17 protein-coding genes and 1 pseudogene are annotated in these 22,324 nt (G+C 73.2%); 11 read left to right on the top strand and 7 right to left on the bottom strand.

The features are described from left to right. Positions 1–534: chorismate mutase (locus EEJ42_RS19695; protein WP_123101334.1), on the top strand; the 534-nt coding region annotated here is incomplete at its 5' end. Here the strand turns inward: EEJ42_RS19695 and EEJ42_RS19690 are convergent. The 3 genes from EEJ42_RS19690 to EEJ42_RS52965 all read right to left on the bottom strand — a co-directional run bounded on the left by EEJ42_RS19690 (position 531) and on the right by EEJ42_RS52965 (position 3,587). After that, a complete protein-coding gene (locus tag EEJ42_RS19690) occupies positions 531–2,042 on the bottom strand; it encodes a tripartite tricarboxylate transporter permease (protein WP_123101330.1) in 1,512 nt (503 codons plus the stop codon). The two genes, EEJ42_RS19695 and EEJ42_RS19690, sit on opposite strands and share 4 nt — an antisense overlap. A gap of 1 nt (position 2,043) precedes the next feature. Next, a complete protein-coding gene (locus tag EEJ42_RS19685; RefSeq protein WP_246096949.1) occupies positions 2,044–2,499 on the bottom strand; it encodes a tripartite tricarboxylate transporter TctB family protein in 456 nt (151 codons plus the stop codon). Between the two features lie 74 nt (positions 2,500–2,573). After that, positions 2,574–3,587 carry a Bug family tripartite tricarboxylate transporter substrate binding protein gene (locus tag EEJ42_RS52965; RefSeq protein ID WP_123101326.1) on the bottom strand — a complete coding sequence of 338 codons (1,014 nt, stop codon included), beginning with the start codon at positions 3,585–3,587 and terminating at the stop codon, positions 2,574–2,576. Positions 3,588–3,735: 148 nt separating this feature from the next. Between EEJ42_RS52965 and EEJ42_RS19675 the strand changes: the two genes are divergently transcribed. Beyond that, positions 3,736–4,809 (top strand): ArsR/SmtB family transcription factor, encoded by a 1,074-nt coding sequence (locus EEJ42_RS19675; protein WP_123101324.1) that lies wholly within the window; start codon positions 3,736–3,738, stop codon positions 4,807–4,809. A gap of 113 nt (positions 4,810–4,922) precedes the next feature. After that, positions 4,923–5,765, top strand: coding sequence for an alpha/beta hydrolase (locus EEJ42_RS19670; RefSeq protein WP_184503168.1), 843 nt, complete (start codon positions 4,923–4,925; stop codon positions 5,763–5,765). 7 nt (positions 5,766–5,772) lie between these two features. Here the strand turns inward: EEJ42_RS19670 and EEJ42_RS19665 are convergent, their stop codons facing one another. Then, complete coding sequence (locus tag EEJ42_RS19665; protein WP_123101320.1) at positions 5,773–7,398, bottom strand: acyl-CoA synthetase; 1,626 nt, start codon at positions 7,396–7,398, stop codon at positions 5,773–5,775. 164 nt (positions 7,399–7,562) lie between these two features. On the opposite strand from EEJ42_RS19665, the pseudogene EEJ42_RS19660 reads away from it, so the two are divergent. The 5 genes and pseudogenes from EEJ42_RS19660 to EEJ42_RS19640 all read left to right on the top strand — a co-directional run bounded on the left by EEJ42_RS19660 (position 7,563) and on the right by EEJ42_RS19640 (position 12,026). Next, positions 7,563–8,424: pseudogene (locus tag EEJ42_RS19660) on the top strand (enoyl-CoA hydratase-related protein). 47 nt (positions 8,425–8,471) lie between these two features. Beyond that, positions 8,472–9,431: a Zn-ribbon domain-containing OB-fold protein gene (locus tag EEJ42_RS19655; RefSeq protein WP_123101318.1), complete on the top strand. Its 960-nt coding sequence runs from the start codon at positions 8,472–8,474 to the stop codon at positions 9,429–9,431. Next, positions 9,432–10,493 (top strand): thiolase domain-containing protein, encoded by a 1,062-nt coding sequence (locus tag EEJ42_RS19650; RefSeq protein ID WP_123101316.1) that lies wholly within the window; start codon positions 9,432–9,434, stop codon positions 10,491–10,493. 5 nt (positions 10,494–10,498) lie between these two features. After that, positions 10,499–11,665: a thiolase domain-containing protein gene (locus tag EEJ42_RS19645; RefSeq protein ID WP_123101314.1), complete on the top strand. Its 1,167-nt coding sequence runs from the start codon at positions 10,499–10,501 to the stop codon at positions 11,663–11,665. 115 nt (positions 11,666–11,780) lie between these two features. Continuing rightward, positions 11,781–12,026, top strand: a complete 246-nt coding sequence (locus EEJ42_RS19640) for a DUF397 domain-containing protein (RefSeq protein WP_055556519.1) — start codon at positions 11,781–11,783, stop codon at positions 12,024–12,026. Between the two features lie 69 nt (positions 12,027–12,095). Here the strand turns inward: EEJ42_RS19640 and EEJ42_RS19635 are convergent, their stop codons facing one another. Together EEJ42_RS19635 and EEJ42_RS19630 are read right to left on the bottom strand one after the other, a co-directional pair. After that, positions 12,096–12,824 carry a leucine-rich repeat domain-containing protein gene (locus EEJ42_RS19635; RefSeq protein WP_123101312.1) on the bottom strand — a complete coding sequence of 243 codons (729 nt, stop codon included), beginning with the start codon at positions 12,822–12,824 and terminating at the stop codon, positions 12,096–12,098. A gap of 58 nt (positions 12,825–12,882) precedes the next feature. After that, positions 12,883–13,968: an isoafricanol synthase gene (locus tag EEJ42_RS19630; RefSeq protein ID WP_123101310.1), complete on the bottom strand. Its 1,086-nt coding sequence runs from the start codon at positions 13,966–13,968 to the stop codon at positions 12,883–12,885. A 248-nt stretch (positions 13,969–14,216) separates the two neighbouring features. On the opposite strand from EEJ42_RS19630, the gene EEJ42_RS19625 reads away from it, so the two are divergent. The 3 genes from EEJ42_RS19625 (at position 14,217) to EEJ42_RS19615 (ending at position 20,090) form a co-directional block, all read left to right on the top strand. After that, positions 14,217–17,147 carry an ATP-binding protein gene (locus tag EEJ42_RS19625; protein ID WP_123101332.1) on the top strand — a complete coding sequence of 977 codons (2,931 nt, stop codon included), beginning with the start codon at positions 14,217–14,219 and terminating at the stop codon, positions 17,145–17,147. Positions 17,148–17,254: 107 nt separating this feature from the next. Beyond that, positions 17,255–17,755, top strand: a complete 501-nt coding sequence (locus EEJ42_RS19620) for a hypothetical protein (protein WP_009713271.1) — start codon at positions 17,255–17,257, stop codon at positions 17,753–17,755. A gap of 13 nt (positions 17,756–17,768) precedes the next feature. Next, complete coding sequence (locus tag EEJ42_RS19615; protein WP_123101308.1) at positions 17,769–20,090, top strand: glycoside hydrolase family 95 protein; 2,322 nt, start codon at positions 17,769–17,771, stop codon at positions 20,088–20,090. 15 nt (positions 20,091–20,105) lie between these two features. On the opposite strand, the gene EEJ42_RS19610 is transcribed toward EEJ42_RS19615, so the two are convergent. Further along, positions 20,106–22,169 carry an N-acetylmuramoyl-L-alanine amidase gene (locus tag EEJ42_RS19610; RefSeq protein WP_123101306.1) on the bottom strand — a complete coding sequence of 688 codons (2,064 nt, stop codon included), beginning with the start codon at positions 22,167–22,169 and terminating at the stop codon, positions 20,106–20,108. Positions 22,170–22,324 lie beyond the last annotated feature (155 nt).

Here is a 22,324-nt window from a genome sequence, read left to right as displayed (position 1 = left end):
GGGGGAGCCGTGGCAGCGCCCGCGCCGCCGTCCGCACCGGCGGCCCACGGCCAACTGCGGCCGCTGGCCGGGCTGTCCGCCGACCGGCTGCTGGTCGCGGACCAGGTCGCCGCCGCCAAGTGGGGCACCGACAGCCCGATCGACGACCCGGCCCGGGAGCAGCAGGTGCTGGACGCGGTCGCGGAGCAGGCCCGGGAGGTGGGCGGCGACCCCGGGGCGACGGTACGGATCTTCCGCGACCAGATCGAGGCGAGCAAGGTCGTCCAGCGCGGCCTGTACCGGCGGTGGCAGGCCGACCCGTCGTCGGCGCCCACCGAGCGCCCCGACCTCGGAGAGGTCCGGCTGGAGATCAACCGCATCAACGGCGAACTGGTCCGGGCGATCGCGGACGCCGCCGACGCCCGCACCGCCCCCTCGTGCCCGGGCCTCCTGCTGGCCGGAGCCCTGGCCACGGGCCACGAGAAGCGGCTGGACGGGCTGCACGCGGTGGCGCTGACCCGCGCGCTGCCGTCGGTGTGCGAGACGGCCCCTTAAGCGGACGGTGACGGTACGGACGACCGGCGGCGCAGCAGCCGTACGGCCATCGGGCCCGCCAGGGACGCCAGCGCCAGGCACAGGATGCCCGCGGACACCGGGCGGGTGAGGAAGACCGTCCAGTCGCCCTCGCTGAAGGCCAGCGCACGGCGGAACTGGGTTTCGGTCATGGGGCCGAGGACCGCGCCGAGGATCAGCGGGGCCACCGGATAGCCGGTGCGGCGCATCAGGAAGCCGAGGACGCCGAAGGCCACGGCGATGGCGAGGTCGACGGCGTTCTGCGACAGCGCGTACACGCCGAGCGTGGCGAAGACGATGATGCCCGCGGTCAGCAGCGGCCGGGGCACCTTCAGCAGCTTCACCCACAGCGGGATCATGGGGAGGTTGAGCACGAGCAGCATCACATTGCCGATGTAGAGGCTCGCGATCAGCGTCCACACCAGGGCGGACTGGGTCTGGAACAGCTGCGGCCCGGGCTGCACGTCGTACATCTGAAAGGCGATCAGCAGCACGCTGGCCGTCGCCGACGTGGGGATGCCGAGCGTGAGCAGCGGCATCAGGACGCCGGAGAAGGCGGCGTTGTTGGCGGCCTCGGGACCGGCCACGCCCTCGATGGCGCCCTTGCCGAACTGCTTCTTGTGCCGGGAGAGCCTGCGTTCGAGGTTGTAGCTGAGGAAGGTGGGGATCTCCGCGCCGCCCGCCGGGAGGGCGCCGATCGGCAGGCCGATGGCCGTGCCGCGCAGCCAGGGCTTCCAGGAACGCCCCCAGTCCTCGCGGCTCATCCCGATCCGGCCGCCCACCGGAAGCATCTGCTCCTCGGGGGCGCGCCGCATGCGGGCCGCGGTGTACAGCCCTTCGCCGATCGCGAAGAGCCCGACGGCGACGGCCACCACCTGGACGCCGTCGTACAGCTCCGGCACGCCGAAGGCGTAGCGGACCTGGCCGGTGAGGCTGTCGATGCCGACGAGCCCGATCGCCAGCCCCAGGAAGAGGCTGCACAGCCCGCGGGCCGGGGCGTCGGCGACGACCGCGGTGACGGTGGCGAACGCGAGGATCATCACCGCGAAGTACTCGGCGGGCTGGATGCTCTCGGCGACCCGGGACATGGCCGGGCCGATGAAGGTGATCGCGACGGTGGAGATCGTCCCGGCCACGAAGGAGCCGATGGCGGCGGTGGCCAGCGCGGCGCCCGCCCGGCCGGAGCGGGCCATGGGATGGCCCTCGAGCGTGGTCGGCACCGAGGCCGTCTCGCCGGGGACGTTGAGCAGGATGGCGGTGGTCGAGCCGCCGTACATCCCTCCGTAGTAGATCCCGGCGAACAGCACCAGCGCGCCGACGGGGTCGAAGACGTAGGTGAGCGGGAGCAGCAGGGCGACCGTGGTGGCCGGGCCGAGCCCGGGCAGCACGCCGACGAGGGAGCCGAGGGTACAGCCCGCGAAGGCCAGCAGCAGGTGCATCGGGCTGAACGCGCTCGCGAAGCCGTCCGTGAGGTGGGAGAGCACATCCATGTCAGAACGCCAATCGGATGATGCCGGGCGGCAGATGGATGCCCAGCACACGGTCGAAGAGGATGTAGACGGCCAGCGCCAGCACGAGACCGATCAGCGCGTCCCGCAGCGGCTTGCGGCTGCCCAGGACGCGGGCGACCAAGGTGAACAGCACGGCCGTGGACTGCCAGTAGCCGCAGGGGTTGAGCGCGAAGAGATAGCCGACCAGCAGCGCGAGCAGGGCGGCGACCGGACCCCAGTCGGTGAGCCGGGCCTCCTCGCGCGCCTGTTCCGTCTGCTCCCGGTCGGCGCCGCGGAAGGCCCGCACGGTGGAGAACGTGGCCGATACGCACAGCCCCACCCCGACGAGCAGCGGAAACGCCCGCGGGCCCACGTCCTGGTCGGTGGCCCGCTCGGGAATGGCGAACGCCCAGCCCAGCACCACCACCCCGGCGGCGAGGAAGAGCAGCGCGGCCACGCGCGGGCCCCAGGGCTGAGGCCGAGGTGCTTCGTCTCGCGTGCTTGCGTCTCGTGTGCTTGTGTCTGGTGTGCTCATGAGGTCAGCCCCACGTCGTTCAGCACCTGGGCGACCTGCTTCTGCTGCCGGTCGATGAGCGTGCCGAATGTCGTGTCCGGCAGCCACACCGCCTTCCAGTCGTGTCGCTTCAGGGTCCGCTTCCAGCACGGGGTGCGGCGCATCCGGTCGACCATCGCCACGATCGCCCGCCGTTCGCCGTCGCTCAGGCCGGGCGGGGCCATCACACCGCCGGTGCTCACCACGCTCGCCCCGCCGTATCCGAGGTCCCTCAGGGTCGGGGCGTCCAGCCCTTCGGGACGTTCGTCGCCGCTGATCGCGAGGACCCGGAGCTTGCCCGCCTCGATCTGCGGGCGGATCTCGGTCAGTGTCGACATGCCGACCTTGGACGCCCCGCTCAGCAGCAGGTTGAGCACTTCGCCGCCCCCGCCGGTCGGCACGTAGGTGATCTTGCTGACGGGGATGCCCCGGGCCTTGGCGAGGGAGGCGACGGTGATGTGGTCGGGCCCGCCCAGCGAACCGCCCACCCAGGACATGCCCTTGGGGTTCCGCTTCATGGCCGCCATCACCGACCTCAGATCGCGGAACGGGGACCGGGCGGGCACCACGATCACGCTGGGGCTCACGGTCAGCCCGGCGATGGGGGTGAGAGACGAGAGCCTGACCGGGGAGTCGTTCTGCACCGCGCCCCCGGCCATGGTGACCGTGTCCATGGTCATCAGCTGGTACGGGTCGCCGCTGCGGCCGACCATCCGGGCGAGCCCGATGGCTCCGCCCGCGCCCGGCTTGTTGGTGACCGTGACGTCCTCGTCGATGATCTTGCAGCCGGTGAGCGCGGCGCTCATGCCGCGGGCCCGGGCGTCCCAGCCGCCGCCGACGCTGCCGGGGGCCAGGATGGACAGGCCGCGGGAGGGGTAGCCGGCGGCCGCGGTGGAGTCGTCGGCGGAACCGATGGTGCACGCGCTGCTCACCGTGGCCAGCAAGGTGACGGTCAGCACGACGCGCGGACCGTTCCGGAGGAGAGGGGGCATGGAAACGCTCCGTCGCGGAGAGGTGCGGAAATCGGGGGCGGGATCGGGGGCTCAGGGGGGCGGCCGGGAAGATGACCGGAGCCTGCGCCCCTCGCGATCCGGCCACAAGACGATTGACAGCAAGGCGTCAATCCCGGACCGTCGACGCATGCCGGTAGTGATCGACCTGGGCCCCGCTCCCGAGGAGCGCATCGCCGCACGGCTGTCCCCGCTCGCCGAGCTGTGCGCCTGCCTGCACGCGCTGGACGATCCCCGGCACCATCCGGCCAGCCGCCGCTGGGTGGGCGCCGTGCTCCAGGGCGCGGACGAGCGGCTGCTGGCGCGGGCCGCGCAGTGGGCACCGCTGTGGGGCGCGTTCCGCGCCCGCTATCTGCTGCCCCTCACCCCCGGGCCCGAGCGCTCCCTGGAAGAGGAGCTGGCCGACATCGGCGAGCTGCCCGAGGCGACGTTCACGGCCATGACCGAACAGGCCCTGATCGGGCAGAACAGCCACCGGCCGACGGTCGCCGCGGGGGACTCTCCCGAACGCTTCCTCGGGCGGCTGCGGCAGATGTCGGACGGCCGGTTCGCGCTGGGGGTACGGCTGCTCGCCGGGCCCGCCGCGTTCCGCGAGGACCTCACCGACTTCCTGCACGCCGCCGCCGACGAGCTGTTCGAGGGGGAGTGGGCCCTGCTGCGCGGAGTCCTGGAGGCGGACGTCCGCATGCGCTTCCAGAAGCACCGGCTGGACGGCGCCCGGGCGCTCGCCGACTTCCCCACCGCCCGGGTCGAGGACGATCCGCCGCGGGTCGTCTTCGACAAGCTGTACAACGGGCGGGCCAGCCTCGCCGACGTCCCGTGCCTGCTGGTGCCCTCGCTGCACATCAATCCGCACGTGGCGATCAAGCACTACCCCGGATATCCGGTGGTCGTGCAGTACCCGGTGCGGGGAGACGGCGACGGGGAGCGGCCCGCGATGGACGAGGTGCTGCGCCGGGTACGGGCGCTGGACGAGCCCCTGCGCGTCAGGGTGTGCCGCGTCCTGCTGCGGCAGTCGATGACGACGACCGAGCTGGCCAGCCACTTCGACACGACCCCGCCGCAGATGTCGCGCCATCTGCGCAAACTCCGGGAGGCCGGAATGGTGCACACCCACCGGCAGGGCGCCCGGGTGCACTACCAGCTGGACGAGGAAGCCGTCCGCACCCTCGGTGTCGACCTGCTCTCCGCACTGCGCCGCTGACCCGGTCGCTGTCATTGACGCCTGCGCGGCAATCATCTTGAGGCCGCCGCCGACCGCGCGTGATCGTGACGGGCACCGCCCCACGTCGGTGGCGGCGCATCGCAGGAGGACATGTGACACCGCGCATCAAGACCACCAAGGCGTTCTACCGCACCGGCGCCACGACCTTCTTCGCCTCACAGCACGATCAGCGGTTCTCCTACAGCCTGCATGTGCCCTCCGTGCACGAGACCACCACCACACCGCTCCCGCTGCTGGTGATCCAGCACGGCACCGGGCGCACCGCGGCCGAGTACCGGGACGCGATGGCGGAGTTCTCCGAGCGGCACGGCTGCGTCATCCTCACCCCGCTGTTCCCCGCGGCCATCGGTGACCCGGACGACCTGCACAACTTCAAGTTCATCGAGTACGACGGCATCCGCTACGACCGGGAGCTGCTGGCGATCGTCGACGAGGTCGGGACGCGCTTCACCGTCGACACCGACCGGTTCATGCTCCAGGGCTTCTCGGGCGGCGGACAGTTCGCCCACCGCTTCCTCTACCTCCACCCGGAGCGGCTGCGCGCCGTGTCGATCGGCGCGCCGGGCCGGGTCACGCTGATCGACCCGGACCGCGAGTGGTGGCTCGGCACGGCCGGTTTCGAGGAGCGCTTCGGTACGCCGGTGCGGCTGGAGGAGATCCGCAAGGTGGCGGTCCACATGGTGGTCGGCGCCGAGGACACCGAGACCTGGGAGATCAACAACCCGGGCGACTCCAACTGGATGGACGGCGCCGACGCCCTGGGCCGGACCCGGGTCGAGCGGATCACCGCGCTGCGCGACAACTACGTGGCGCTGGGGATCGACGTCACCCTCGACATCGTGCCGGGGGTCGGACACCGCGGCATGGGCGTCCTGGACGCGGTCTGCGACTTCGCCGCCCGCGTGCTCCCCCGTACCCCGCCGCCCGTGTCCTGACCGCCCGCTACGGTCGGGGGCCGCCGGGACCGCCTTCGGCCGCGACCGTGCGGGCCCAGCGGTAGTCGGCCTTGCCGCTGGGGGAGCGCTGGATGCGGTCGGTGAAGACGACCGTACGGGGGATCTTGTATCCGGCGAGCCGGGTGCGGCAGTGGTCCCGTACCGCGTCGGCCGTGAGGGCACCGGCCCCCTCCCGCGGCTGGACGACGGCCGCCACGCGATTGCCCCAGCGCTCGTCGGGGACGCCCGCCACCAGCGCGTCGTACACGTCCGGATGGGCCTTCAGGGCCTGCTCGACCTCCTCCGGGTACACCTTCTCGCCGCCGGTGTTGATGCACTGGGAGCCCCGGCCGAGGACCGTGATCACGCCGTCCTCGTCGACCGTCGCCATGTCGCCGAGGAGCACCCAGCGTTCGCCGTCCGCCTCGAAGAAGGTCTCCGCCGACTTCCTCGGGTCGTTGTAGTAGCCGAGCGGCACATGGCCGCGCTGGGCGACCCGGCCCGGTTCGCCGGGCGCGACGGGACGGTGGGTCGCCGGGTCGACCACGGCCGTACGGTCGTTGACGCGCACCCGGAAGCCCCGCTCGGGGCCGGAGTCGTCGGTGGCGGTGCCGTTGAACCCGGACTCCGATGAGCCGAAGTTGTTGAGCATCAGGGTGTGCGGCGCGAGCGCGGCGAACTGGGCGCGCACGGTGTCCGAGAGGATCGCCCCGGAACTGCTGACGCTGAGCAGCGGGGAGAGGTCGATGTCCTTGAGCGGACCGGTGAGGGCGTCCACCAGGGGCCGCAGCATCGCGTCGCCGACCAGGGACACCGTGCTGACCTTTTCCTTTTCGATCGTCCTCAGCACCTCCTCGGGCACGAACTTCCGATGGAGGACCACCTTCTGTCCGAAGTTGAAGCCGATGAAGGTCGTGAGGGTCGAGGTGCCGTGCATCAGCGGCGCGGTGGGGAAGAACACCAGGCCGTCGCCGGTGGCCGCGACCCGCTCGGCCAGCTCCTCGGGGCGGCCGACCGGGACGCCGGTCGGCGCGCCGCCGCCGAGCCCGGAGAAGAAGAGGTCCTCCTGCCGCCACACCACGCCCTTGGGCATGCCGGTGGTGCCGCCGGTGTAGATGATGAAGCGGTCGTCCGCGGAGCGGGGCGCGAAGCCGCGCTCCGCGGAGCCCGACGCCTCGGCCTCGGCGAACGGGACGGCGCCGGGCGCCCCCTCCCCGCTGCCGACCTGGACGAGGTGGCGCAGGGTGTCCGTACGCGGCAGCGCCGCGGCCACCCGGTCGCCGAACTCGGCGTCGTAGACCAGGGCGGTGAGATCGGCGTCGCGGTAGAGATAGACCAACTCGTCTTCCACGTAGCGGTAGTTGACGTTCACCGGGACGGCCCGGATCTTCAGACAGGCGAGGACGGTCTGGAGGTACTCGACACCGTTGAACAGGTGGAGCCCCACATGCTCGCCCGGTGCGATCCCGCTGTCCCTCAGGTGGTGGGCGAGCCGGTTGGCGGCGGCGTCGAGCCGGGCGTAACTCAGCCGCCGTTCAGCGCCGGTGCCCGGATGGTCGGCGTACACCAGCGCTTCTCTGTCGGGCACCGTGTCCACGATCGACTCGAACAGGTCGGCAAGGTTGTACTCCACGGCTCCTCCTGACCTGACATCGGGCGGGCTCGGCGCTCATGACAGCACCGCGGGGGAGAGGTGGGAAGGGCCGCGGCCAAAAAATCTGACTGCCCATCAGATTCCTATTGAAGTCGCTCCGTCGCTCCTGCAACCTGTTCTAGGTCTGAGACGGGAGGACTGCCGTGCCGCACGGGACCGAACACCTCATCGTCGAGCGCACAGGCGCCACGCTGGTGCTGACGCTCAACCGGCCTGAGGCCAAGAACGCGCTCTCGTTGCCCATGCTGGTCGGGCTGTACGACGGCTGGATCGAGGCCGACGAGGACGACACCGTCCGGTCCGTCGTGCTCACCGGAGCCGGCGGCGTCTTCTGCGCCGGGATGGACCTCAAGGCGCTCGCGGGCGGCGGCCGGATGGAGGGACAGCACTACCGGGACCGGCTGAAGGCCGACCCCGACCTGCACTGGAAGGCCATGCTCCGCCACCACCGGCCGCGCAAACCGGTGATCGCCGCCGTCGAGGGCCACTGCGTGGCGGGCGGCACCGAGATCCTCCAGGGCACCGACATCCGGGTGGCGGGCCGCGGCGCCACCTTCGGGCTGTACGAGGTCCGGCGCGGGCTCTTCCCCATCGGCGGCTCCACGGTCCGGCTGGCCCGCCAGGTGCCGCGCACCCACGCCCTGGAGATGCTGCTCACCGGCCGCCCGTANCCGCCAGGTGCCGCGCACCCACGCCCTGGAGATGCTGCTCACCGGCCGCCCGTACGCCGCCGAGGAGGCCGAGCGGATCGGGCTGATCGGCCAGGTGGTGGACGACGGCACCGCGCTGAAGAAGGCCCTGGAGATCGCCGAACTCATCAACGCCAACGGCCCGCTCGCCGTCGAGGCGGTCAAGGCATCCGTCTACGAGACCGCCGAGATGACCGAAACCGATGGCCTCGCGTCCGAACTCGAGCGCGGCTGGCCCATCTTCGACACCGCCGACGCCAAAGAGGGATCGAAGGCCTTCGCGGAGAAACGCCCGCCGGTCTACCGCCGGGCCTGACCCCGGACCGCCGCCCCCACCCCGCCGGCCGCAGAAGGAGACGCCCCATGACACCGGCTCCCGCCCCCGAGGTGCTGAAGGCCCCTCTCGTGGTCGAGTTCCCCTTCACCCGCTCCCTCGGCCCCGTCCAGAGCGCCTTCCTCACGGGCCTGCGCGAGCGCACCGTGCTCGGCGTACGGACCGCCGGTGGCCGGGTGCTCGTCCCGCCCGTCGAATACGACCCGGACACCGCCGCCGAACTGCGCGACCTGGTCGAGGTCGCCCCCACCGGCACCGTCACCACCTGGGCCTGGAACCCGGCCCCGCGCCGCGGCCAGCCCCTGCCCACCCCCTTCGCCTGGGCGCTGGTCCGGCTCGACGGCGCCGACACCGCCCTGCTGCACGCCCTCGACGCGAGCGGACCGGACGCCGTGCGCACCGGCATGCGGGTACGGGTCCGCTGGGCCGAGGAGCGCGAGGGCTCCATCACCGACATCGCCTGCTTCGAACCGTACGACGGCCCGGCCACCCAGGAACCCGGCCCCCACGACGGGGCGTTCGCCGACCCCGTCACCGGCATCGTCGCCCCCGCCCGCCTCGACTACACCTACGCGCCCGGCCGCGCCCAGTCCCGCTACCTCGCCGCCCTCGCCGGGCAGAAGACCGTCGGCGAGCGCTGCCCGTCCTGCCGCAAGGTGTACGTACCGCCCCGCGGCGCGTGCCCCACCTGCGGCGTCGCCACCGACGAACAGGTCGAGGTCGGCCCGCACGGCACCGTCACCACCTTCTGCATCGTGAACATCAAGGCCCGCAATCTGGACATCGACGTGCCGTACGTCTACGCGCACATCGCCCTCGACGGTGCCGATCTCGCCCTCCACGGCCGCATCGGCGGCATCCCGTACGACCAGGTGCGCATGGGGCTGCGGGTGACGCCCGTGTGGACCGAGGGCGGCCGCTACCCCGACCACTACCGGCCCACCGGCGAACCCGACGCCGACTACGACACCTACAAGGAGCTGTTGTAGATGCGAGACGTCGCCATCGTCGCCTTCGGGCAGAGCGGAACCCGGCGCACCAGCGCGGAGGTCTCCGAGGTCGAGATGCTGATGCCCGTCCTCCACCAGGTGCTCGACGCGGTGGGCTTGAGGGCGGGCGAGATCGACTTCACCTGCTCCGGCTCCTCCGACTACCTCGCGGGCCGCGCCTTCTCCTTCACCATGGCGCTGGACGGCGTCGGCGCCTGGCCGCCGATCTCCGAGTCCCACGTCGAGATGGACGGCGCCTGGGCGCTCTACGAGGCCTGGGTCAAGCTGCTGACCGGCGAGGCGGACACCGCCCTCGTCTACTCCTACGGCAAGTCCTCGCCCGGCGATCTGCCCGAGGTCCTCACCCGCCAGCTCGACCCGTACTACGTCGCCCCCCTGTGGCCCGACTCGGTCTCCCTGGCCGCCCTCCAGGCCCAGGCGCTCCTCGACGCGGGCGACACCGACGAACGCGCCCTCGCCGAGGTCGCCGCGCGCGGCCGCAACGCCGCCACCGACAACCCGCACGCCCAGGTGACCCGCTCCGCCCCGCCCGGCGCCCTCCTCGACGCCCCGTACCTGGTGCGCCCGCTGCGCCGCCACGACTGCCCGCCCATCGGCGATGGCGCGGCCGCCGTGGTGCTCGCCGCCGGGGACGCCGCGCGGCGGCTGTGCGCCCGACCCGCGTGGATCCGCGGCATGGACCACCGCATCGAACCGCACGGCCTGGGCGTACGGGACCTCACCCGCTCCCCGTCGACCCGGCTCGCCGCGACACGCGCCGGGGCCTTCGAGGCCCCGGTCGACCTCGCCGAACTCCACGCCCCGTTCACCTCGCAGGAGATCATCCTGCGCCGCGAACTGGAGCTCGACGACGCCGTACGCATCAACCCGTCCGGCGGGGCCCCGGCCGCGAACCCCATGATGGCCGCCGGGCTCATCCGGCTCGGCGAGGCCGCCGCCGCCATTCATCGCGGCGACGGCGACCGGGCGCTGGCCCACGCCACCTCCGGCCCCTGCCTCCAGCAGAACCTGGTCGCCGTCCTGGAAGGGGAAGCCCGGTGAGCCCAGTGAGCAAGGAACCGGTGGCCGTCGTGGGAATCGGCCAGACCAAGCACACCGCCGCCCGGCGCGACGTCTCCATCGCCGGGCTGGTCCGGGAGGCCGCCGTACGGGCCCTGGAGGACGCCGAACTGACCTGGGCGGACATCGACGCCGTGGTCATCGGCAAGGCGCCCGACTTCTTCGAGGGCGTCATGATGCCCGAGCTGTACCTCGCCGACGCGCTCGGCGCGGTCGGCAAGCCCATGCTGCGCGTGCACACCGCGGGATCGGTCGGCGGCTCCACCGCGCTCGTCGCCGCCAACCTGGTCGCCGCCCGCGTCCACCGCACCGTGCTCACCCTGGCGTTCGAGAAGCAGTCCGAGTCCAACGCCATGTGGGGGCTCTCGTTGCCCGTCCCCTTCCAGCAGCCGCTGCTGGCCGGGGCGGGCGGATTCTTCGCACCGCACGTCCGCGCGTACATGCGGCGCACCGGCGCGCCCCCGGCGATCGGCGCGCTCGTCGCGTACAAGGACCGCCGCAACGCCCTGCTCAACCCCTACGCCCACCTCCACGAACAGGATCTGACGCTGGAGAAGGTGCAGTCCTCGCCGATGCTGTGGGACCCCATCCGCTACTCCGAGACCTGCCCCTCCTCCGACGGCGCGTGCGCCATGGTGCTCACCGACCGCACCGGTGCCTCCCGCGCCCCCCGGCCGCCCGCCTGGATGCACGGCGGCGCGATGCGCAGCGAGCCCACGCTCTTCGCGGGCAAGGACTGCGTCTCGCCGCGCGCCGGGCGCGACTGCGCCGCCGACGTCTACCGGCAGGCCGGGATCACCGACCCGCGCCGGGAGATCGACGCCATCGAGATGTACGTGCCGTTCAGCTGGTACGAGCCGATGTGGCTGGAGAACCTGGGCTTCGCGGCGGAGGGCGAGGGCTGGAAGCTCACCGAGTCCGGGGTGACCGAGATCGGCGGCGACCTCCCCGTCAACCCTTCGGGCGGGGTGCTGTCCACCAACCCCATCGGCGCCTCCGGCATGCTCCGCTTCGCCGAAGCCGCCCTCCAGGTCCGCGGCCGGGCGGGCGAGCACCAGGTCGAGGGGGCGCGCACGGCGCTCGGTCACGCCTACGGCGGCGGTTCGCAGTTCTTCGCCATGTGGGTGGTCGGGGCGGCCCCTCCCGCCACATGAGGCATGCACCCGGACGACACCCGCCGGACAGATCACGTCCTCCTTTCGTGGCCTGTCCGGCACCGGCCGCGATCGCTAGGGTGGGGCCGGGACGACGATCCGGGAGGAGCCGCACGTGGCAGACACCACCACGACCGCACAGCCGCTCAGGGGCAATGGCGAGAAGCCCGATCTCGACCTCACGGGCGCCCAGTGGCAGTCGAGCAGCCAGGGGGTGGGCGATGTCGAGATCGCCTTCGTCGAGGGCTTCATCGCGATGCGCCACGGCCGCCGTCCCGAAGGCCCGGCCCTGATCTTCACCCCGGCCGAGTGGCGCGCCTTCGTCCTGGGCGCGCGCGAGGGCGAGTTCGACCTGACCTGACGCCTCGTCCGGGCTTTGGTGTGACGCGGCCCGGCCTCGTCCGGGCTTCGGTGCGACGCGGCCCCGGGCTCATCCGAGCACGACGCAGCCCCGCTCGCCGAGCGCCCGGACGACCGGGCCGTCGTCGACGCCCTCGTCGAGCGGGTTCCAGCGCAGGTCGAGCTTCTCCAGGGCGGGCAGCTCCGCGACCCAGTCGGGGAGCGTCCTGATCCGGTTGCCGCGCAGATCGAGGTGGCGCAGGCGCGGGAGCCCGCGCAGCGGCTCGGGCACCTCGCTCAGCGCGTTCTCCCGCAGCTCCAGCTGACGCAGCGCGCGCAGCGCGGACACCCCGGCGGGCAGGGCGGTGATCCGGTTGCCGCGCAGCCACAGCTCCCGCAGCGCGCCGAGCTGCCCGATCGAGCCGGGCAGCCCGGTCAGTTCGGCGTGCTGCGCGCGCAGCTCCACCAGCCCGGCCATGCCGCCGAGTTCCTCCGGCAGACTGCCGAGCGGGTTCTCGCCGACGTTGAGATAGCCCAGCCGGTCGAGTCGTTCGAGTGAACCCGGCAGCCGGGTGAGCCGGTTGTCGTGCAGATAGAGGCAGCGGGTCAGCCCCGACAGCTCGCCGATCTCCTCCGGGATCTCGGCGAGCCGGTTGTGGCCGAGGTCCAGGGTGTGCAGCCGCCGCAGCCGTCCGAGGGCGGGCGGGAGGCGGGTGAGCGCGTTGTCGGCCAGGATCAGGACGCGCAGGCCGGCGCGCTGCCAGATCTCGTCGGGGGCCTCGGCGAGCCCCGCCTTCCACAGGTTGAGGGTGTCGTTCACGCGCCCTTGATACCCGAACGGCCCGCCGTGGCGGGCCGTTCGTACGTAGCGGATCCGGTCAGCCGGAACCGGGGGCGCTGAGTCCGGCCCACGGTCGTTGGCGGCCGTCGCTGACCGCCGCTATGCCCCGCTCGTCGTAGCGGGCCGTCCGCAGGGACCAGCCCAGGTTGCCGCACATCACGTCACGCATCCCGTCCACGTAGTGGTCCACGTCCCGGCGCAGATCCGTCCCCGCACCCGCCTCGGCGAGCAGCCGGGGCAGCCGGTCCGCGGTCTGCTCGAACCAGCGGTAGCGCGCGTTGGCGAGGCCCGCGATGTGCTCGATCGCGTCCTCAAGGGTGCCGCCGTGGCACTGGTGGCGGACGATGACGGTGTTGTGGAGGTCCCCGGCGGCCAGCTCCTTGTCCAGGGAGGCGATGTCGTTGGTGAACACGACGACGTCGTCCGTGGCCTCCCGCATCCGGGCCAGCGGATGGCCGCCGTGCAGCGCGGCGGGCAGGGCGTAGCCGCCGAAGCGCTCGTTCAGGTCCAGGCACGGCTGCACGCCGATCGAGTGGCGGCGCAGCGCCAGCACGGCCTCCACCGAGAGCGGGGGGCCTTGCACGCCGGTGCGGTCGAGCGCCTCGCGGTGATAGGAGTGCAGATACTCCAGCCAGTGGTGGCGGAAACGTTCCCGCCATACCGGTGGGCGGCCCGCGTGGATGCGCCGCCACAGATCGCGGAAGCTCTCCAACAGGGGTCCGCCGCCCTGCCCGGGTGCGTCGTCCGGCTCCTCGGTGACCCGTATGACGTCCCGTACCATCCGCGCCACCGCCTCCGGGCGGCACCCGAGTTCGCCGTCGAACTGATCGTCGAAGACGAAGTACCAGCCGATGAGATCATTGCCGACATCCAGCTCCGCACCGGTCGTCCGGGGGTAGAACAGGCCGGCCAGCAGGTCGAATCGGAGCGCGTCGTACTCGGCGACCGCGCCACCGGCCCGGAACACGCCGTACCGCGACAGCCACTGGACGGTGTGCACTCTGGCGGCCCCGGTTCCGGGGCTGGGGTCGGCCGAGGCCGGAATGTCGAGCAGGGCCGCCCGGCTCAGCAGTGCCGCATGCCGGGCGTGCGGGCGCGAAGTAGTCGTGTACGTCGCGTTCATGGCGGTATCGCCCCCCTTCGGGCTCCGGGGCAGGCCGCGTCGCCCAATACCACAACCCCCCGCGGCGACGGGCCGACCCGATGAATCCGGTCATCCTCGCGTGGTGAACGTGCCATCGATAGAGCGCGAGTTGAATTGGCGTGTGCCATTGGCAATGCCAGAAGGAAATACCCGCATACCGGGCTACGGAGCGTGCCAGACAGGCTACGCTCGGCGTTACGTGCCGAAGGGGATCGAACGTGGCGGACATGAGGGACCGGCAGGACCGGACACGTCGGGCACTGCTGGAGCGGGAGGCCGAACTCGCGGCGGTCGACCACGCGTTGACCGAGCTGTGCGGATCCGATCCCGGCGATCCGTCCGGCACCCGCACCGGCGGAGTGATCGCCTTCGCCGGGCCGGGCGGCCTCGGCAAGACCGCGCTGCTCGGCGAGATGCGCCGCAGAGCCGCCCACCGCGGCTGCACCGTGATGTCGGCGCGCGGCGGCGAGCACGAGCAGGGCGCCGCGTTCCACGTCGTACGGCAGCTCTTCCAGCCCGTGCTCGCGACGACCGGCGAGGAGGAGCACCGCAGAATCCTGGGCAGCTGGTACGACATCGTCGCGCCCGCGGTGGGCCTGGTGGTCTCCGGGAGCGGCGGCGCACCCGATCCGCAGGGCGTGCGCGACGGCCTGGACTGGCTGGTCACCCGGTTCGCGGTGGAGCACGCCCCGGTCGTCATGATCCTGGACGACGTCCACTGGGCCGACCCCGAATCCCTGGACTGGCTCCTCCGGTTCGCCGCCCGCGCCGTGGACCTGCCCCTGCTGCTCGCCGTCGGCTACCGCCCGGAGGACCTGACCGCCGACGCCGTCGCGGTCCGCGGCATCACCGAACGGCAGGGCTCGCGCCCGCACGTGCTGGCCCCGCTCACCCCGGCCGGGGTCGGCAGGATCGTGCGGGACGTCCTCGGCGAGGAGGCCGACGAGGCGTTCTGCCGCGAGTGCTGGGCGGTGACCGGCGGCAACCCCTTCGAGGTGGTCGAGCTGACCGCCAAGGTCCGCGACCGCGACCTGAAACCGCAGACGGTCAACCTCGGCGCCCTGCGCGAGCTGGTCGCCGCCGCGAAGGACAGCGGGCTCGGCGACCGGCTGACCCGGCTCGGCACCGCCGCCGTCCGCCTCGCCTGGGCCGTCGCCGTCCTCGGCATCGAGGCCACCCCGTCGCTGACGGCCAACGTCGCCGGGCTCAGCGAGACCGAGACCGCCGAGCAGGTGGCGCGGCTCGCGGACGCCCGCATCCTCGCCCCGCCCCGGCAGGGCGCCCGCGGCGCCCAGCCGCTGGAATTCCTCCACCCGCTCATCGCCACCGCCGTCTACCAGGCCATCCCCGGCGCGCTGCGCGTGGCCATGCACGGCCAGGCCGCCACCGTGGTGCTCGCCGCGGGCCTGGGCTCCGCGGCCGCCGGGCGCCATCTGCTGGAGATGCACCCCGAGGGCGACTCCTGGGTGGTGCGCCACCTCAGGGAGGCGGCCCGGGAGTATCTGCGGGCCGGCGCGCCCGACGCCGGGCGCCGCTGCCTCGCCCGCGCCCTGCGCGAACCGCCCGCCCCGGAGGAGCGCGCCGCGGTCCTGTACGAGCTGGGCTGCTCCGCCCAGCTCACCGAGCCCTCCGTCACCGTGAACCATCTGCGGGCCGCCCTGGAGGAGCCGGACCTCGGCTCCGACCTGCGCGAGGCGATCACCTACCGGCTCGCCCAGGCGTACGGCCACAGCGGCCGCATGGAGGAGGCCGCGCAGGTCGTCGCGGCCGAGGTGCCCCGCGCCACCAGCGCCCGCACCCGGCTGCGCATGCAGGCCGAACAGTTCATGTGGAGCATGTTCCGCGCCGACGAGAAGGAGTCCCCCGCCCGCTCCCGGCGCCTCGCCCGGCTCGCCGACCACCTCACCGGCCGCGGCATGGCCGAGCGCTATCTGCTGGGCCTGCGCGCCTGGGACGCGATGACGCGCGGAGAACCGGCGGCCACCGCCCTGCACTACGCGGAAGAGGCCCTGGGCGATGGTCTGAGCTGGACCGATGACGACTGGGGCTTCGAGGTGCCGATCCTGGTCGCCCTGATCTTCCTCCACTGCGACCAGCCCGGACGCGCCGAGACGCTGTTCAACACCGGCATAGCGGAATGCGAGCGCAAGGGCTGGCGCGGCTCCCACCTGGCGTTCGGGATCACCCTCCTCGGATACGCCCGGCTGCGCCGCGGAGCGCTCGTCGAGGCAGAGGAGCTGGCCCGCGAGGGCATGCGCATCGCCGACCTCGTGGGCTCCTCGACGCCCGCGCACTGGACCGCCGTCGGCACCCTCATCGAGACCCTGATCAGCCGCGGCCGGATCCGGGAGGCGCAGGAGTTCGCGGCCGGCCACGGCGGCGAGATCCTCCCGCAGGCCGTGCTCTGCCCCGACGTGCCCACCGTCCGCGGCGAACTGCTGCTCGCCTCCAACCTGCACGGCGAGGCCCGCCAGCAGCTCGCCGACGTCGGCCGCCGGATGGACGGCCGCGGCATGCGCAACCCCGTCTGGTGCCCCTGGCAGCTCCACATGGCCCAGGCCCTCGCGCTGACCGACCCCCGCCAGGCCGCCGAGGTCGCCGACGACGCGGTGCGCCGCGCCCGCCAGTTCGGCACCCACTCCGCGATCGGCCGGGCGCTGCACAGCGCCGCCGCCGTGGCCCAGGGATCGGAGCGGATCAAGCTGCTGGCCGAGGCCGTCAGCCACCTGGAGCGCTCGCCGTCCGCGTACGACCTGGCCGTGGCGCTGGTCGACCACGGCGCCGCCCTGCGCCGCGTCGGCCTGCCCCAGGAGGCCGGGGACCGGCTCTACCGCGGGCTGGAGGGCGCGGTCCAGTGCGGCGCGGACACCCTGGCGTCCCGGGCCCGCGACGAGCTGTCCGCCGCCGGGCTGCGCCCGATGCAGCTGCGGGTCGACCACACCAGCCCGCTCACCTCGCAGGAGCAGGCCGTCGCCGAGCGGGCCGCCGAGGGCTGGCCGGACGACCGGATCGGCGAGGAGATGGGCCTGGCGGAGCGCGAGGTGGCCCGGCTGCTGTCCGGCGTCTACCGCAAGGTGGGCACCGACCGGGGCGGCCTCGCCACCCTCCTGGGCACCCCGCGCCCCGACCGCCCCCCGCACCCGCTCCCCGGGGACTGAGCCGGGGGCCGGGGCTGCGTGGCGGCCGGTGAAGAGGCTGTGACGGAGGGCTGGGGGAGGGGTGCTCCCGAGCTTGGGAAAGGTGGCGGGCCACGTACCATGTCCGCATGTCCTTCCTCCGCCGCCGCAGCGCCGCCACGCCCACCGGGCCGGACTTCGATGTCCTGGCCATGGACCCGGGGGACTGGCCCGGCGATCTGGGTGCGGGGCTGCTGCCCGCGCCGGACGGCACCTGTCAGGGCGTCTTCCTGCGCTACGACCTGTTCGGCGGCCGCGGCCCGGCGATGATCATCGGGAATCTGCCCGAGGGCTCCCCGGCCCGCGAGGTGGCCGAGGGCCAGGCCCCGTTCGAGGTGACCCAGCTGCTGGCCGCCCTCGGCAACGAGGAGCAGGTCCAGGTCGTGGACACCGAGGACACCCCGGTCATGCACGACGACAACCTCCTCATCGTGCGCCGGATCAAGCTGTCCGAAGGCCGGATCTCCTGCGCCCAGTTCGACCGCAGCGACGGCGTTCTGGTCACCATCGCCAGCTGGGACCGGCCGATCACCGACGATCTCTACCGGCTGCTCAAGCCGCTGCCCGCGGAGATGTTCCAGCAGGGCTGAGGGGGCACCCCCGGTGGCCCGCTGGACGCTCTGGTACGACACCCCCGCGGCGGACTGGGAGCGCGAGGCGCTGCCCATCGGCAACGGCACGCTCGGCGCCATGGTCTTCGGCGGTGTGGCCCGGGAGCGGATCCAGTTCAACGAGAAGTCGTTATGGACCGGGGGCCCCGGCGGTCCGGGATCCCCGCCGTACGACCACGGCAACTGGCGTGAGCCGCGCCCCGGGGCCCTCGCCGCCGTCCAGCGGCTGATCGACGAGCACGGCGCGGCCGCCCCCGAGGACGTGGCGGCCCGCCTCGGCCGGCCCCGCTACCGCTACGGCGCCTACCAGACCTTCGGCGATCTGTGGCTGGAGATCCCCGGCGCGCCCGAGTCCCCGGAGAGCTATCGGCGCCGCCTGGAGATCCGCAAGGGCGTGGCCCTCGTGACGTACACCGCCCACGGCGTGCGGCACCGGCGAGAGTTCTTCGCCTCGTACCCCGATCGGGTGATCGTCGGTCGGCTCGACGCCGCCCCCGGACCGGTCGGCTTCACCCTGCGCCACACCTCGCCCCGACCCGGCGACCACCACGTCACCGCCCGCGACGGGCGGTTGACGATCCGCGGCGCCCTGGAGGACAACGGGCTGCGCTTCGAGGCGCAGGTGCGGGTGGTGTGCGACGGCGGCACCGTGACGGCCGGGGAGGACGGCACGCTCACCGTCACCGGCGCCCACAGCGCCTGGTTCGTCCTCGCCGCCGGGACCGACTACGCCGACACCCACCCCCACTACCGCGGCGAGGACCCCCACCGGGCCGTGACCGAGACCGTGGACGCCGCCGCGGACCGTGGCCATCTCACCCTGCTGAGCCGCCATGTCCGCGACCACCGAGCCCTGTTCGACCGTACGGCGCTGGACCTCGGCGGCCGGACCCCGCCCCTGACGCCCACCGACCGGCAACGCGCCGCGTACACGGGCGGGGAGAGCCCGGCCGACCGCGCCCTGGAGGAGCTGTTCTTCCACTACGGCCGCTACCTCCTCATCGCCTCCTCGCGCCCCGGCGCCCCGCTCCCCGCCAATCTCCAGGGCGTCTGGAACGACAGCGTCCAACCCGCCTGGTCGGCCGACTACCACACCAACATCAACCTCCAGATGACCTACTGGCCGGCCCACGCCCTGCACCTCGCGGAGACCGCCGAGCCGCTGCACCGCTTCATCACCGCCCTGCGCGAACCCGGCCGGATCACGGCCCGCGAGATGTTCGGCGCGCGCGGGTGGGTCGTGCACAACGAGACCAATCCGTACGGCTTCACCGGCGTCCACGACTGGCCCACCGCCTTCTGGTTCCCCGAGGCGGCCGCCTGGCTGGTCCACCACCTCTACGAGCACTACCGCTTCACCCTCGACACCGGCTTCCTGCGGGACACCGCGTACCCGGCGATGCGGGAGGCCGCCGCGTTCTGGCTGGACACGCTGCGCCCGGACCCGCGGGACGGCACGCTCGTCGTCTCGCCCGGCTACTCGCCCGAGCACGGCGACTTCACCGCGGGCCCCGCCATGTCCCAGCAGATCGTTCACGACCTGCTCACGGCCACCCTGGAGGCGGCCCGCACCCTCGGCGACGACCCGGCCTTCCGGGCCGGGCTGCGGCGCGCCCTGGACGCCCTCGACCCGGGGCTGCGCGTCGGCTCCTGGGGCCAGCTCCAGGAGTGGAAGGCCGACCTGGACGACCCCGCCGACACCCACCGGCACGCCTCCCACCTCTTCGCCCTGCACCCCGGACGGCAGATCGCCCCGGACGGCCCCTGGGCCGGGGCCGCCGCGGTCTCCCTGGACGCGCGCGGCGACGGCGGCACCGGCTGGAGCCGGGCCTGGAAGGTCAACTTCTGGGCCCGGCTGCGGGACGGCGACCGCGCCCACCGGCTGCTCGCCGGACAGATGACGGATTCCACCCTCCCCAACCTGTGGGACACCCACCCGCCGTTCCAGATCGACGGCAACTTCGGCGCCGCCGCCGGGATCGCCCAGATGCTCCTCCAGAGCCACCGCGCCGTGCTGGACGTCCTGCCCGCCCTGCCGCGCCGCTGGCCGGACGGCTCAGTGCGCGGGCTGCGCGCCCACGGCGACCTCACGGTCGACATCACCTGGCGCGCGGGGCGCGCCCGTACCCTCACCGTCACGGCGGGACACGACGGAGCGGTCCGGATACGCAGCGAGCTCTTCGCGCGCCCGTACACCGTCCATGACGACACCACGGGCCGCGAGACGGCCGTACGCGACGACCCCGGGGACGCCCGTACGGTCACGCTCGCGGCCCGCGGCGGCCACACCTACCGCTTCGGGGAGCGGGCCTGACTCACCGGCACCGGCTCACCGGCCCGAGCGCCGCACCCGCACATCCGCGGCCCGGACGAACGCCACCCGGTGCCCGAACTGGATCTGGTAGTAGACGTCCTGACCGCGCACCACGATGTGCCCGTTCGCATCGAAGGTGGTCGCCCACAGGTACTCACCCTGAGTCCTCAGCCCCAACGCGTACCGCTGCCCGGCGAGCAGCTTGTACGGCAGCGGCGCGACCGCCTGCACCGGTACGCCCTCCGGGTACGCCTCCTTCTCCGGGTAGGCGCGCCCGTACACCGGGACCTCCGCCAGGCCCGGCTTCGGCGTGACGACGAGGCCCTTGCCGTACACGGCGGTGGGCCGCCGCCGCGGGTTCCGGAACCACGCCTGCTGGCCGAGGTACCAGATCGCCGTCCAGTCGCCCTGCCGCCCCGCGAGCGCGTATTGCTGGCCGGTGGTGGCGCGGGCGCCGGTGTCGTTGACGCCGGTGGTCGAGTCGGCGCCGTCCGGACGCAGCCCGATGTCCTTGACCAGCGGGGCGTCGCTACTCGGCGCGGTGTGCAGCCGCACCGCGGACGAGCCGTGCGGGGCGCACTCCTGACCGGCCGTCGCGCAGCCGGTGTACACCGGTTCGTTCGTCTCGTAGTCCGGGCGGATGGTGACCAGCCCCCCGGAGGCGCCCGCGGTGCGGTGGAAGGGCGCGCCGAGGAGGCTGAAGTAGTGCGCCCAGTCCCAGTACGGGCCCGGGTCGGTGTGCATGCCCCTGATGGTGGTGGCGGTCGTGCCGGGCACATTGTCGTGGCCCAGGATGTGCTGCCGGTCCAGCGGGATGCCGTACCGCCGCGCCAGCCACTTCACCAGCCGGGCCGACGAGCGGTACATCGCCTCCGTGTACCAGGCGTCGGGCGCGGTCAGGAAGCCCTCGTGCTCCAGGCCGATGGACTTGGCGTTGACGTACCAGTTGCCCGCGTGCCAGGCGACGTCCTTGAGCGGCACGTGCTGGGCGATATGGCCGTCGGAGGAGCGCAGCGTGTACTGCCAGGAGACGTACGTCGGGTCCTGGACCAGCTTGATGGTGGTGTCCCAGGAGCCCTCGGTGTCATGGATGACGATGTAGTCGATCGACTGGGAGAGGGGGCGGTTGCCCAGGTCGTGGTTGCCGTAGTCGTTGTCCCCGAACTGCTCGTAGGGGGCCGGGATCCACTCGCAGGACACATTGCCGGGGGCCTCGACGTGCGGATCCCGCTTGGGGTCCGGCAGGCCGAGCGACCGCAGCTGCCGCCGGTCCGGGGCGACCCCGGGGACAGCGTCCAGCGTGACCCGCTCACCGTCGCCCGTGGTCCGCGCCGCGCCGCCGCGGATCACCTCGTAGACGTCGTCGGCGAACACGGCGGCCGCCGCGGCGCTGTCGGCGCCCGGGTAGGCCGCCACCGCCGCGTACCAGTCCGCCGGATCGTCGCTCGGCGGCAGCCCCAGCCGCTTCTGCGCGGCGGCCAGCAGCGCGGCGCCACCGCGCACATTGGCCGCCGCGTCGCCGCGCAGCTCGGCGGCGGACAGCCCCGTCAGCTCCGCGGCCCGGTCCAGCGTGCGCAGTCGCGCGGGCAGCTGCCGCGGCTCGGGCACCGAGGCTTCCGGCACCTTGAGGGGCCGCGCCAGGTCGCCGCGGGCGTCCTCGGTGCCCTGGCTGTGGTGCGGGGCCGAGGAGAGGGCGGTGAAGGCGTCGGTGAGGTGCATCGGGCCGTATCCGCCGGTGACGCTGGGCGCGCCACGATGGCCGTCCCAGCGGGACTGGAGATACGACACGCCCAGCAGCACGCTCAGCGGCACCCCGTGCTCCTTCGCCGCCGCCGCGAAGGCCCGTTGCAGCGGCCCGGCCCCCTCCGGCGACGGTGTGCCGCCCGGCGGCTGATCGGCCCGGGCGGCCGGGGCCGAGACGGCCGGGAGCAGAAAGGCGGCGGACGCGGCGGCGCCCGCGGTCCGCAGCGCCGTCCTCCGGCTGGGGCCGGGGACGGGTCTGTCGCCGTCCCGGTCCGCGTCCCTGCTGGTGTCGTGGGCGTCTGCCTCGTGGGCGCCGTCCTGTGCGGATCCTGGCATTGCAGCCTCCTCGAGGTGGGCTGAGCCGAACCGTAGGGTGCCTCCCAAGGGGCACGGCCTAGAGGTATCCGCTGCCGGGCGATCCGTCAATCACCGTCGCGCGACAAAGGGTTCGCACGTCACACCGTCTGCGGCGTGTCACCGGTCCAGACCGG

The organism is Streptomyces botrytidirepellens (assembly GCF_003721215.1).
Lineage (GTDB): Bacteria > Actinomycetota > Actinomycetes > Streptomycetales > Streptomycetaceae > Streptomyces > Streptomyces himastatinicus.
This window is presented reverse-complemented; position numbering and strand designations above follow the sequence as displayed.

What these genes read in the sequence shown, in the direction of transcription:
- EEJ42_RS19690 (WP_123101330.1), bottom strand. Translation starts at nt 2,042, where the DNA reads ATGGATGTGCTCTCCCACCTCACGGACGGCTTCGCGAGCGCGTTCAGC.
- EEJ42_RS52965 (WP_123101326.1), bottom strand. Translation starts at nt 3,587, where the DNA reads ATGCCCCCTCTCCTCCGGAACGGTCCGCGCGTCGTGCTGACCGTCACC.
- EEJ42_RS19675 (WP_123101324.1), top strand. Translation starts at nt 3,736, where the DNA reads ATGCCGGTAGTGATCGACCTGGGCCCCGCTCCCGAGGAGCGCATCGCC.
- EEJ42_RS19655 (WP_123101318.1), top strand. Translation starts at nt 8,472, where the DNA reads ATGACACCGGCTCCCGCCCCCGAGGTGCTGAAGGCCCCTCTCGTGGTC.
- EEJ42_RS19650 (WP_123101316.1), top strand. Translation starts at nt 9,432, where the DNA reads ATGCGAGACGTCGCCATCGTCGCCTTCGGGCAGAGCGGAACCCGGCGC.
- EEJ42_RS19630 (WP_123101310.1), bottom strand. Translation starts at nt 13,968, where the DNA reads ATGAACGCGACGTACACGACTACTTCGCGCCCGCACGCCCGGCATGCG.
- EEJ42_RS19625 (WP_123101332.1), top strand. Translation starts at nt 14,217, where the DNA reads ATGAGGGACCGGCAGGACCGGACACGTCGGGCACTGCTGGAGCGGGAG.
- EEJ42_RS19620 (WP_009713271.1), top strand. Translation starts at nt 17,255, where the DNA reads ATGTCCTTCCTCCGCCGCCGCAGCGCCGCCACGCCCACCGGGCCGGAC.
- EEJ42_RS19610 (WP_123101306.1), bottom strand. Translation starts at nt 22,169, where the DNA reads ATGCCAGGATCCGCACAGGACGGCGCCCACGAGGCAGACGCCCACGAC.